Annotated in this window: 8 protein-coding genes; all 8 read right to left on the bottom strand. The window is 64.3% G+C overall.

What is annotated here, in order from left to right; all coding sequences use genetic code 11:
* Positions 1-98 precede the first annotated feature (98 nt).
* Positions 99-1,199 (bottom strand): type VI secretion system protein TssA, encoded by a 1,101-nt coding sequence (tssA, locus tag L6D80_RS21995; protein ID WP_176516796.1) that lies wholly within the window; start codon positions 1,197-1,199, stop codon positions 99-101.
* Positions 1,200-1,291: 92 nt separating this feature from the next.
* A complete protein-coding gene (locus tag L6D80_RS21990; RefSeq protein ID WP_085679560.1) occupies positions 1,292-1,810 on the bottom strand; it encodes an Hcp family type VI secretion system effector in 519 nt (172 codons plus the stop codon).
* Positions 1,811-1,953: 143 nt separating this feature from the next.
* Positions 1,954-4,449: a type VI secretion system membrane subunit TssM gene (gene tssM, locus L6D80_RS21985; protein WP_054901381.1), complete on the bottom strand. Its 2,496-nt coding sequence runs from the start codon at positions 4,447-4,449 to the stop codon at positions 1,954-1,956.
* A complete protein-coding gene (tagF, locus tag L6D80_RS21980; protein ID WP_054901380.1) occupies positions 4,446-5,354 on the bottom strand; it encodes a type VI secretion system-associated protein TagF in 909 nt (302 codons plus the stop codon). The genes tssM and tagF overlap by 4 nt, the downstream gene beginning before the upstream one ends.
* Complete coding sequence (locus L6D80_RS21975; protein ID WP_176516789.1) at positions 5,351-9,157, bottom strand: type VI secretion protein IcmF/TssM N-terminal domain-containing protein; 3,807 nt, start codon at positions 9,155-9,157, stop codon at positions 5,351-5,353. The genes tagF and L6D80_RS21975 overlap by 4 nt, the downstream gene beginning before the upstream one ends.
* A gap of 30 nt (positions 9,158-9,187) precedes the next feature.
* A complete protein-coding gene (gene icmH / locus L6D80_RS21970) occupies positions 9,188-9,904 on the bottom strand; it encodes a type IVB secretion system protein IcmH/DotU (protein WP_054901378.1) in 717 nt (238 codons plus the stop codon).
* Positions 9,901-11,244, bottom strand: a complete 1,344-nt coding sequence (tssK, locus tag L6D80_RS21965; RefSeq protein ID WP_054901377.1) for a type VI secretion system baseplate subunit TssK — start codon at positions 11,242-11,244, stop codon at positions 9,901-9,903. Before tssK ends, icmH begins: the two co-directional genes overlap by 4 nt.
* Positions 11,241-11,960, bottom strand: coding sequence for a type VI secretion system lipoprotein TssJ (gene tssJ, locus L6D80_RS21960; protein ID WP_176516787.1), 720 nt, complete (start codon positions 11,958-11,960; stop codon positions 11,241-11,243). Before tssJ ends, tssK begins: the two co-directional genes overlap by 4 nt.
* Positions 11,961-11,984: the final 24 nt, after the last annotated feature.

Below are 11,984 nucleotides of genomic sequence, written 5' to 3'. Positions count from 1 at the left end.
GTCCTTGGCGGTGGGGACACTCAAGTTAACAGCATTTGAAATGGCGTGGGCAGCGGCGCATCGCGGCGCCGCTCAGCCCCAGGCAGCATCGGCAGTCATCAAGACCGCTGTTCGCGCGTCCCCAGCACATCGCGGATGTTATCGACCACGTTGCTGTCCTTGATCACATCGCTCAGCCAGCCTTCCAGCGGCATGTTGCCCCACTTGATGGCGCGTTCGATCAGGTAGGGTACCGGGCTTTGCGGCTCGCTCTGCTTGAAGAACTGGGCAATGCCCGCGAGCATGGTGAAGGCTTCGTCACGGGTCAGTGGCGTGGTGCGCATCGCTGCGGGGGCCGCAGCCTGGACGGGGCTGTTCATCGCTTCTCCTGGCTCGGTGGGCGCAGCGCTGGGGGTTGCAACAGGTTCTGACGGCGCAGCGGCTGCAGGGTGCAGCTCGATACCGCGGTCCTTGAGCAGTTTCTCTGCCAGCTGGCTGGCGCGCGACAGCATGTCGGCGAGGCTGGCGAAGCTGGGCGCTTCGGCGCCGAACAGGCGGTCGGTGGTCGCTTGCAGGCGCTGGCAGGCCTGCAGGCTGGCGGTAATCTGCAAGGCTTTGCTGCGCAGGTAATCGCTATCGCTGAGTACCACCGAACGCTGGAAGATCTCGGCGTTGATCTTGCCTTCATTGAGCGCGGTCTGCATCGCCTTGGGGTTTTGCAACGCGAGGTTTTCTACATGGCGTGATTCGTCGTAACGCAGCACGCCGAAATTCTGCCCTTGGGTAATGGGCAAGCCACCGGTAATGTCGGTGAGCGTGGTCTTGAGCCAGGACAACCGTGCGGCACGCTCATCCAGGCCATCTTCGAGCGACGGGTAGGCGGTGCTCCAGAAGGTTTCCAGGATCCGTTCGGTCAGGGTGAGGCCGAAGGTGATGCCTTCGAAATGGTCACGCTGGGCCAGGCCTTCGTTGAGCCAGGCGACCAGCATCAGGTCCTTGCTCTGCTGTGCAAGCCCCTGGGCCGAGAGGTTGATGACTTTTTCCCAGTCGGCAGTCTTCAAGTCGGTTTGCCAGTCGCCCTGGGTCAGGTAGTCAGGGTCTGCCCGGCGCGCCTCCTTGATCTGGTCGAACAAGGCAGAGAAGCTCAAGTCTTCGCCGCTGCCACCGTCGATCGGCGCGGCCAGCTCGGCCAGCGAAAGGTCGTTGAGGAATTCAGGCATAAAGCACTCTGATCAGGGGGGAAGCAACGTGCCGGAAGCCCCGGCACGCCGCAGGATATGGGCCGCATGTGCGGCCCATGCCAAGCCAGTGCTTAGGCGAACACTTTGTTCGCGGTGCGGTCCCAGCCACCGACGATGTTGCCACCAGCCTGGCCGTCGGTACGGTTCTGCTGGGTGTAGGTGGTCTTGATACGGGCAAAGTTGAAGCTGATTTCTTCGATCGGCAGGTCGCTGACCGCCTTGTCTTCACCGCCCTGGTTGCCACCGGCCACGAACTTGACCGACGACACCACCACTTCTTCCATGTCGATGGTCAGGTAGGTGACCTTGTCACCACCGGCACGGTTGACGTTCAGCTTCAGCTTGGCGATGTGCTTGCCGGTGCAGCAGTGTTCGAACAGTTTGGCCGAAGCCTTGTCGACTGCCTTGCGGATCTTGAAGTCGCTCAGCGCCACGCGCTCGGAGGACGCACCGCCCGAGGAGCTTGCAGTAGCCGAAGTGGCCTGAGTGGCGCCGTACTCGTAGCCCAGCACTTCGATCCAGTCCTTGTGTTTTTCATCCAGAACTTCGCCCGGGATGCCGTCGATTTGGATATACGCGTCAAATGCCATTGTGAAACTCTCCATTAACATCAATTAAAGGTCGCTCATGCGTCCCTTCGTGTTGACCTCTCTGACGGCGTCAGCAGAGGTAGCTTGCCGCCAGCCGGGCCTCCTCCTGTGAGGCCCGGCTGGCCGGTTCTTGCGGCGCGGCCTCAGTTGAGCCCACGCACTTCGATTTCTACCCGCCGGTTGGGCTCCAGGCACTTGATAAGCTGTGCCCGTGCTTGCTGCATGTCGCAATTGACCAGCGGCTTGCGGCTGCCTTCGCCTTGGGCGGTTACCAGCTCGGCAGGCACACCCTTGCCGACCAGGTAGGTGCGGATGGTTTGCGCCCGTTGCCGGGAAACCTGCAAATTGCCCTGCGCGTCACCCAGTTGGTCGGCATGGCCAGAAATGATGATCTTGCCGATGTTCGGTGTGTTCAGCAGCTTGTTGGCGATCGCGCTCAGCTGGCTCTGGCCTTCGCTTTTGAGGCTCTGGAAGTCGGCACGGGCGAAGGCGAACAGGGTGTCGGACTCCAGCGTGATGGTCTCGATCGAGCGCAGCGACTGGGTCAGCAGGCTGTTGATGTAGTTGCGCGAGCTGGACATCAAGAACGCATTGTCGAGAATGCGCGGCACGTCCGGTTCGCGAATCTGGTCGCTGTAGAACACGATCTGCCGGCTGGCGTACTGGTAGTCCTGGCTGGCGGTGTTGTCGCTGCCGGCGGCGACCATGTTCTTGCCGGTGTGACGGGCGATGGCGGGGTACCAGTAGTCTGGCAGGCGCGCCTTGAGGAACGCCGGGTCGGCCTTTTCCCGCTGCGCCGGCGACAGCATCACGTAGGTGTCCAGGGCTGCCTTGCCGAAATCGGCGATCGACTGGGCGCGGTTGTCGTGGGGCAGGGCCTCGGCCTCGACGCTGTCCACGCCGGTGACCGGTTGCAGCTCGCGGGTATTGCGTTGGTACACCTTGAGCGTGGTCAGCAGGTACAGCGTGCGGGTGAGGTTGTCCGCCGTGGGCTTGAGCATCACGTTCTGCAGGGTGGCGAAGTAGCGAGTGCGCAGCACCGGCTCGACCGCATGGCCCTGGTACAGACCCAGACGCATACCCAGTGGCACGGCCTGCTCGTGGTGTTGCTGGTAGTAGTGCGCAGCCCAGAAGCGCAGGCGGTCCAGGCTGTGCCAGGCGGCGTACTGCCCGGGGTTGGCCTGGTCATCGCGTTTGGCCTGGGCCAGCTCGCCGGCGATACTGCCGAGCGTGGCGCGGTTGTTGAAATAGGACCAGCCCCACAAGCTGCACAGCAGCAAGCCCGCCAGGCTGGCGGCCCCCACCCAGGCAGCCTTGCGCCGGCGCTCGCGGCGGTTGCTGGTGTACAGCGCCACCAGGTGCTGATCGGGGATGATCACCTTGCGGAACAGGCTGTTGATGAACAGCGGCGCCGGCTGGCTACCGACCTGGGCGGCACCCTCGCCATGGGCCAGGGCAAAGCGCTCGGCCACATGCTCACCGTGGCTGCCCCACTGGGCCTCGTCGGCTTCCAGCGCGGCGGTGAAGTAGAAACCACGCAGCAGCTCGGCATTCTGGTACGGGTTGGCGCGCAGCAGGCTGTCAACGAACCGTTGCAGGCGCGGTTTGAGCGCGGCCAGCTCCAGCGGGAAGCGGTAGGCCGCGTCGTTCTGCCGGGTGACCTGGATGTCCTGCTGCACCAGCTGTTGGCTCGCGACCTGCTGCCAGTAACCGGTCAGCTCGTCCATGGCCTTGCCAAAGCGCTGGCCCCAGTCGGCCTGCTCGAAGCCTTTGTGCGAGAAGGTCTTGCCCATTACCTCGCCACGTGCAGCGTCGTCCAGCTGGCGATAGAAGGGGGTGAAGCCCGGGATCAGGTCGGACTTGGTGAACACCAGGTAGATCGGCAGGCGCACTTCGAGCAACGCGCAGCTTTCCTGAATGCGCTCACGCAAGCGCTTGGCCACGCGCTCCTGATCGTCGGCCGAGCCGTGCAGGATGTCGGCGATGCTGACGCTGACGATCAAGCCATTGAGCGGGCGGCGCTGGCGATGCTGGCGCAACAGCTGCAGGAAACCGCGCCATTTGCCGGCTTCTTCAGGGCTGTTCATGTAGCGCCCGGCGGTGTCCAGCAGCACGGCTTCGGAGCTGAAGAACCAATCGCAGTTGCGTGTGCCACCCAGGCCTGCGACCCGTGCGCCTTCACGCTCGGCATAGGGGAAGTTCAGCCCCGATTGCAGGATCATGGTGCTCTTGCCAGCGGCGGGCTGGCCCACCACCAGGTACCAGGGCAGGGCGTAGAGGGCGTCTTTGGCTGGCGTGCCACGTGGCTTGTTGCTGTGCAGGCGCTCGATGCTCTGCAGCAGCCGCTCGCGCAGCAGGCTGACCTCCTCGCGGTCGGCCGGGGTGGCGTTGAGCACGGCCTGGTCGGCGTCATCACGCAGCAACGCCTCGAGGTTGTGGTGCTGGCCGGCGCCGCGGTACAGCAGCAGGACATAGCCCGCCGACAGCAGCAGGAACACACCGATGCCCGCCAGCAGGCTGTGCAGCGAGGCGAAGCCCAGGGCCCGGCCAATGGCCCAGACCACGAAAATCGCCAGGAAGAAGGCCAGCCCCAGCAGGTAGGGTTGGTAGCGCAGGCAGTAGTACTTGATCTTGTTCATACAGGCGTCGCATCCAGCGTATCGACGAACTGGTCGATGACGTGTTCAAGAGGTCGGTCGTAATCGTGTGCGCGGGCCGGTTGCGCCAAGGGGCTGAGCAGTTCCAGGTGCTGGCGGGCATCGGCAGTGCCGCTGAGCAGGCGATAGGCCGTATTGGCATGGCGCGATGGGAAGCACAGCAGCCGTGGGTGCATGAAGTCGTCTGCCAGCAGGCTGACCGCCGGCGCACCTTGGCGCCCGCTCATGCGCGTGAGCCAGGTCAGCCACAGGTCGGCGGTCGGGTTTTTCAGACCACGCTCGGCGGGTAGAGGCAACTCGATAGCGCCCTCGAAGTCGCTGTGCAGCGACGCGTGTGCAAGCTGCAAGCGTGCCAGCGCGGTAGCGCCGTCAAAGGTGGGCCAGGAACCGTGCAGCGCCCTGGCAACGTCGGCAAAGCTGAAATCGTGGAGAAACTTGGCGTGCACCCGGCGGAACAGGTCAAGGTCTTGGGCCTGTAAGGGGCGCAAGGCCTTGATGCGCTCGAACACGGCAGCGGGCTCGGTGCCTTGCACCGCCTGGTGCAGCAGCGGCTTGATCTGTGCGCTGAACAGCTCACCCAGGGTGAACGGGTTGAGCAGCGCCTCACCCTCCTGGCCCTTGAGCACCTGGAAGATGAAAAACGGGTAGCGCCGCTGGCTGGCATCGCGGGAGCTGAGCAGGCCGCCCAGCAACCGGTTGCCATTGCGCGCGCGGTAACTGAAGAAACACATCGGCAGCGCGTCGAACAACGCCTGCCAGTCCTCGCGGTGGCGCATCGCCGCCAGCGAGGCCTGCAGCCAGGCGTCGAACTCGCAGACTTCCTCCGCCGCGCCATGCAGGCTGACGAAGTCCGCGCTCGACGGGAGCTTGCCGAAGCAACCGATCATTGTGCGCCCCTGCCGGCGCCGTTCAGCGCGCTCAAGGCCTTGACGTCGCCCAGGTCGGTCAGCTTGACGCCGCCGAAGTTGCGCACCACCAGGCTGACGCGGCCATTGGCCGTGTTCCAGCTAAAGCGTTGCTGGATGCCGTCGAGGTCGTCCACCCGCGCGCTTTCGTTCATGCGCAGCAGCCCCCAGCGGCCCGGGAAGTCGAACACGTTGAGGCGTGCGCCGCTCAGTGTCACCACGTCCAGGCGTGCGCCCGGTGCGTTGCTGGTGCCCGGCCAGGCGAAGCGATTCCAGCTGCTGCGGCCGTTGCGGTAGTGCTGTTCCTGGCCGTCGAGGGTAAACACGATGTCGGTGAAGTTGGCCGACGGCTCGAGCATGATTTCGAAGCCGTTGTCGCGGTCCGACAGGCTGGCGATCACCTGGCCCACAGCGCTGGCCTTGTCGATGCTGTTGAGCATGCCAGGGTTGACCAGGGCCGGCGCCTTGCCGTTGCTCAGGCCCAGGCCTTCACCGCCGGAGAGGTTGCCGATTTCATTGCGCTTGAAGGTCGGCAGCAGACCGCTGTCGGGGTCGACGAAGCGCTGCAGGTCTTTGACCGACGCCTCGTTGCGGCTGCCGGTGGCGATCGGGTAGCGGTGCGCCATGACCTGCTCCCAGGGCTTGGCGATCTGCTGTGCCCAGGCCTTGGCAATCTGTTGGCCGGCCGGGTCGCGCAGGGTTTCCCAGGCGTACTGGATCGGCAGGCTGAACAGCCCCTGCAGCGAGCGCGACAGACCATCCTGGCTGGTGTCGACGCTGGTTTCCACGTAGTTGCGCACGGTGGTCACTTCGCTCGGCTGGCCTTCCAGGGTTTCGCTGATCAGCAGCTTGCTGCCTTTGCCGACGTCCTGCGAGCGCTGGATGTTGTTCATGCGCACCTTGAGCTTGCGCAGGGCGGCCAGGTAGCGGTCCATGATGGTGCTGTCGGCACCTTCGGCGTTGTTGGCGGCAAACACTCGCGCCACCGGTTCGAAGCGTTTGGCCAGGCTGCCGTCGTCGACCGCTGGCAGGCTCGGCGCCACGGCGTCCGGGACGGTGTCCTTGGCGTCGTCGAGCAGGCCGCTGACCTTGCTCCAGAAACCGTCCACGCGGGCATTGCCCGTAGGCGTGGCTTCCCGCTGTGTCGGCAGGTCCCACTGGGTGTTGTCATTGACCGCGGCCAGCAGGTTTTTCACCGGCGAGTTCTGTACGTCGCTGAGTAGCCCCAGGTGCTCGGTGGCCGAAGCCAGGTCGGCGAAGTGGCGCACGCCGACGCTGTTGACCATCTTGTACCAGGCCTGTGTGTAGTCACGCTTGTAGCGGGTCATGAACTCGCGCACGAAGTTGGCCTTCTGCACGATGGCATCGCCGCCTTCACCGTCGAGTACCCAATCGGTATCGTTGCGCAGGTTGGCCGACACCAGCTTGATCAGTTCAGGCTTGACGAAGGTGTCCCAGCCCTGGCGGGTGTAGATCGCCGGCACGCCCGCCGAGCTGTACAGCAGCGTGCGGCCTGGCATCGGCACCAGGTCGTTGAGGCTCAGGGCCGGGAACTGGCGGCTCGACTCCAGCTGCAGGCGCAGGTATTCACGGTCGACCAGCGAGCTGGAAATCATGAATGCTTTGAGGTTCTGCCGGGTTTCGTCAATCAATTGTGCGTTGCGTGGCAGCGACGGGGCCTGGCCCTGTTCGAGCAGTTGCACGTACAGCGGTGCGTTCTCGCTGATAACCCCTTCGTCTGCAGGTGTACCTTCGGAAGCGGCAGCGGCCCAGGCCTGTGGCAGGCTGGCGGCAACGAAGGCGGCGTCCGCGTGGGCCTGCGGCTCAGTCAGCAGCAGGTACAGCTTGAGGGTGTTGTAGGCCTCGATGATCGACGCGACCTGTTGCTCATCCAGGCGCCCAAGCATCTCTTCGGAGAGCGACAGGCCGCCGGTGGTTGCGGACAGCTCGGCAGCATCACTGGCGGTCGCCAGGTTGACCTTGGCGGCGTAGGCGCCGGCGCGGGACTTGTTCAGCGCGGCCTGGGCCTTGGCCGCCAGGCGTGGCGCCAGTGGCTTGCCATTGCGGCTCTTGGGTGCCGGGGTGAATTCCAGTTCCTGATTGATACCGCTGGCAAAGGTGTTGAAGGCACGCATCTGTACCTGCAGATTGCGGGCAATCGGCTCCAGTGCCTGGCTGCGCAGTTGCGCCAGGTAAGCAGCGCGGGCGACCTGGTGGATCGCTTCGCCATGGTACAGGCCGGCGCTCAGCTGCAGCGGCACCCCCTGCAGCCGGTGAGCTTCGACCGTCGCCATCTGCCCGCGCAGCACTTCCAGGCCTTTGCCGGCTGCCAGCAGTTGTTCGCGGTCAGCCGATTGCTCGATCTCGGCCAGTTGCCCACGCAGGCTGTCCAGCCACTGGCGGTTGTTGGCGAACGACAGCGCCTGCCAGCCGATGAACGCTACCCCGGCGGCAGCGGCCAGGCCCAGCAGCAGCGGGCTGAACGCGGCCTGGCGGCCCAGGCGCGACTGGTAAAGGATCAGGTCGCGGTCGGGGAAAATCACCTGGCGGAAGGTGTCGGTAATGAAGTAGCTGCGGTTGCCCGGCGCCTTGCCATTGGCCTGCGCGCCATCATCATAGGCCGCTTGCAGGGCAAAGCTGTCGGCGATCGCGTCTTCATAGACGTGGCCCAACTGCTGTTCGGTCTGCAGTGCACTGGTGAAGTACAGGCCGCGCAGCAGCAGCGGGGCGCTGCCGTGCTGGCTGCGCGTGAAGTGTTCGAGAAACTGCTCGAGCACGCCATTGAGTGCAGCGAAGTATTGCGGGAAGTTGACCAGGGTGCTGTCGGCATCGGCGCCCAGGCTGGCCATCTGCGCATCAACATGCTGACGAATGTGGCTCTGCAGGTTCGTCAGGCGCGCACTGATGACGCTGTGCAAACCGTTGTTGCGGATCTCCGACAGGCCAAAGGTCATGCCCAGTGGCTGCTGGCGCTGGTGCAGGTCGAGGCCTTCGAATGCCTGGTTGAAGCCTGGCAGTTGGTCGGTCTTGCTGAGCATCAGGTAGATCGGCGGGTTGGTACCCAGGCACTCGGCGTATTCCTCGACCCGCGTCACCAGTTGTGCAGCCAGGGCGTTACGCTCGTCGCTGTTGGCCGCCAGCAACTCGGGCAGGCTGACCACCAGTACCAGGCCGTTGATCGCTGCCTTGCCGCGTTGCTTGCGCAACATGCGCAAGAAGGCCGAGAACTCGCTGGCAGACTGGTCGTCGCGCAGGTAGCGGCCCGCCGTGTCGATCATCACCGCGTCGGGGCTGAAGTACCAGTCGCAGTGCTGGGTGCCGCTTTCGCTGTCGTTGGCCGTCGCAATGCTCGCCGACAGCCCCGAGTGGGTCAGCAGGGAGGTTTTGCCGGCGGCCGACATGCCGATCACCAGGTACCAGGGCAGGTCCGACAGCGCCGCCTTGCCACCACCGCCGGCGGAGCGGTCGGTGCGCAGCATGGCGATGGCGTGCTTGAGGCGCTCGCGCAACACTTGCTGGTCGCGGAACTCGCCCGTGGCGTTCCACGAGCGGTCGACCTCAAGCTGCAGCAGGTTTTCCAGGTTCTGTTCGGCGCGGATGCGTTGGTACTGGCGCAGCACGATCACCAGCAAGAAGCAGGCACTGATAATGGCCAACGCTTCAGGCACGTGGTGGCGCAGCCACGGCACCAGTGGGGCTACCAGCCAGCAAATCAACAAGCTCACCAGCCATAGCAGTGGCAGGAGAATCCAGAAACTCTTCAACAGACGCAGTAATGTTTTCATGTCTTCCTGACTCGGCTACCTGAAATGGGCTCAGGCACTGAACAGCTGGCGGATTTGTTCGGAAAGGGCGGCGACGTCCTTGTCGAGCAACCAGTCGAGCGTCAGGTACACCGCAACGCAGACCAGCGCAATCAACACCAGGTACACCCACAGCGGCACCTCGTGGCGCAGCATCTGCGACACCTGGTCGGGCAGGGCCCAGTCGGGCGACAGGGCCTTGGGCGCCTTGCGGTAGCGCGCGATGTCCTGACCCAGGGAATTGGCCAGGTAACGCAGCTGGTCTTTCTGGCCGAGGCTGAACTTGCCTTCGAAGCCCAGGGCCAGGCACAGGTGGTACACCTCCAGCACATCGAGGTTCTGTTTCACGTCGGCGCGCAGGGCGTCGACCTTCTCGAAGAAGCCTTCACCGGCCAGGTGCACCCCGAAGTAGCGGAACTGCAGCGGCTGTAGTTCGAAGTGCCGGCGCAGCTCGCTATCGCCCGAGCGCAGCACGCTTTCGTCGAGGAACGCGCACAGCGCGTATTGGGTGTCCTTGACCTGCTCGACGCTGTAGTTGGCGGCACGGGCATCGCGCTCCAGGTTGGCGAAGAAGCGCTCTACGCTGCCTTCGAAGGCCTGCACCGAAGTGACCTGGCGGCCGCGGCGCACGATCAGCGCCATGCTGATGAAGTCCTGGACCAGGTCCTTGAGCTTTGGTTTGTCGTCGGCGGCCGCAACGGCGCCTTGCTGCAATACGGCTTCGGTCATTTGAGCACCGCCATCAGTTCAAGCTTGAGGTTGGTAAAGGCGCTGGGCGCGTAGAAGCAGATGGTCTGGGCGTTCATCATTCGCTCGTAGACATTGCCGTGTGGCTCGATGGCGAAGTACTGGTTGTCCAGGCGCACCGGAATGGCGTTGGGCAGCCGTGCGGCATGGTTGAGGGTGACCCCCGGCATGGCGCTGTTGACCACCACCTCGATGTCTTCCGGCGAGCCGACCTTGAACGCTCGCGGCACCAGTTCCAGCAGGCTGGCACCGGGCATGTCGGCGTGTACCGAGATATAGAAGTCGGCTTCGGCCAGGCGCGGGTCGCGCAGTTGCCCTTGCCAGTACGACGGTTTGGTCTGCGTGAGGTTGATGACGATGCACTGGTTGGGCACGACGTTGTCGAGCATCACCCGGATCATTTCGTCGAGCTTGACCAATGAGGCCGCCGGGTCGTGGTGGTCGTAATCGGGCACATCGCTCAGCTGGGTGTCCAGGGTAAAGGTCAGCAAGCCGCCGGCCAGGTCCGCCAGGAACAGGTACAGGCGCTCCGGGTGCAGGCGCGGGTGGGCCAGCAAGTGGGCCAGTTGTGGGTGGGCACGGTTGACGGTGTTCAACAGCCAGAACAGGGTCACGTCACTGGAGCCGAATTCGGCGATCTGGTCGGCGCGTTCTCGGCGCCGGCCCGACAGAGCCTTGCTCTTGGCCTGCAGGGCACCGAGCAGGCGCTTGCCGATGCCGGCCAAGGTATCGTGGCTGCCCAGGTGCAGGGTGGGATGAACGAAATGCGGGTCGAGGTTGAAACCGCCCATGCTGTTGCGCGTCAGCTTGGCCAACGGGCAATGGCTGTAGCCATCAAGGCTGTCGCCGTCCACCAGCAGCACCACGTTCAGCCGCAGGCTGGTGATTTCGTTTTCCAGCTCGCCTTCGTTGAGGTCGGGCAGGGTATCGAACTGTTTGCGAAAGCGCCGCGCAGCCTTGTGCTCCTGGCCATCCTCGACATAGTTGAGGCCGAAGGGCTCGGGCAGTTTGAGTGCGGCATAAACCTTCAGGTCGTTGGCCTTGAGCAGGTCCTTGAGGTCGCGTGCGGCCGGCAGCGGGTCGTGCTGCGGTGCGTCGTACAGGCTGCCGTCGGGGAACACCAGTTTCAGGCGCTTGAGCTGCAGCGAACCGTTGGCCAGGGCATCCTCGTCCACCTGCAACGCCTGCACGCCCCAATGGAACGGGGTGCCGCGCAGCGTCGCTTCGGCCAGCTGGTGCTGGTGGAACTCATCCTGGTATTGGAAGTGCTGGGGCAGCAGGAACATGCCTTCTGACCACATCACTCGGCTCTGCTTGCTCATTTGACGCTATCCACTAAAGAGTTGAATTTTGAATCCATGGCGTTTCGCGCCGACTGGCCGGCAGCGTCCGTGGCCTTGTCGATCACCGCGTCTTGCACCTTGTCGCTGATGGTCGGTGCGGCGTCCTTGGCCTGGGCGGCCGCCACTTGCTCGGCGGTGGGCGGCTTGTTCAGCACGTCCACGCCACGCACGGCGGTGATTGCCGTCTTGTCGACGAGAATGCGCAGGCCATCGGAGGAGAACCAGATGCCGTCCTTGCGCAGCGAGTTGGCGTCGAAGGCAACCTTCCAGCGGGCATCCTGGTCGTCGCGGAAGAAGGCAGCCATACCGACGTAACGGGCGCTTTTGGCCAGCGGCCACTGGTCGACCTGGCCGATGCCCGGCAGCAGGGTGAGCTCGCGGGCCTCCACCAGGGTGTTGCCCAGGGCTTTTTCCGGGGCATCCCAGAGGGTGTCGGCATCGCTGGCAGCAAAGCGTTCGAGGTCGGTGAGCTGGTAAACACGCAACACCACCGACAACGGTTTGCCCTCGGCATCGGGGTTGAGCTGGTTGCCGCCATCGGAGGTCAGGATGACCTTCTCGCTGTCGGCCAGCATGTCAGCGGCCCAGCTGTCGTCCATGCGCTTGCCGATGCGGTCGGTGACCCCGCAGCCGGCGAGTGCCAGCAGCAGGGCGACAGCGCTGAGGCGCTTGAGTGTGGTGTGGCTGCGTTGCATGACGGCTAAACCTCCAGGTACTGA

This window comes from Pseudomonas ceruminis, from assembly GCF_021602025.1.
Classification (GTDB): domain Bacteria; phylum Pseudomonadota; class Gammaproteobacteria; order Pseudomonadales; family Pseudomonadaceae; genus Aquipseudomonas; species Aquipseudomonas ceruminis.
The sequence above is the reverse complement of the archived record's forward strand: the minus strand, read 5'-3'. Positions and strand labels throughout refer to the sequence as shown.

Coding starts and splice junctions, on each gene's coding strand:
- tssA (WP_176516796.1), bottom strand. CDS start 1,199: ATGCCTGAATTCCTCAACGACCTTTCGCTGGCCGAGCTGGCCGCGCCG.
- L6D80_RS21990 (WP_085679560.1), bottom strand. CDS start 1,810: ATGGCATTTGACGCGTATATCCAAATCGACGGCATCCCGGGCGAAGTT.
- tssM (WP_054901381.1), bottom strand. CDS start 4,449: ATGAACAAGATCAAGTACTACTGCCTGCGCTACCAACCCTACCTGCTG.
- tagF (WP_054901380.1), bottom strand. CDS start 5,354: ATGATCGGTTGCTTCGGCAAGCTCCCGTCGAGCGCGGACTTCGTCAGC.
- L6D80_RS21975 (WP_176516789.1), bottom strand. CDS start 9,157: ATGAAAACATTACTGCGTCTGTTGAAGAGTTTCTGGATTCTCCTGCCA.
- icmH (WP_054901378.1), bottom strand. CDS start 9,904: ATGACCGAAGCCGTATTGCAGCAAGGCGCCGTTGCGGCCGCCGACGAC.
- tssK (WP_054901377.1), bottom strand. CDS start 11,244: ATGAGCAAGCAGAGCCGAGTGATGTGGTCAGAAGGCATGTTCCTGCTG.
- tssJ (WP_176516787.1), bottom strand. CDS start 11,960: ATGCAACGCAGCCACACCACACTCAAGCGCCTCAGCGCTGTCGCCCTG.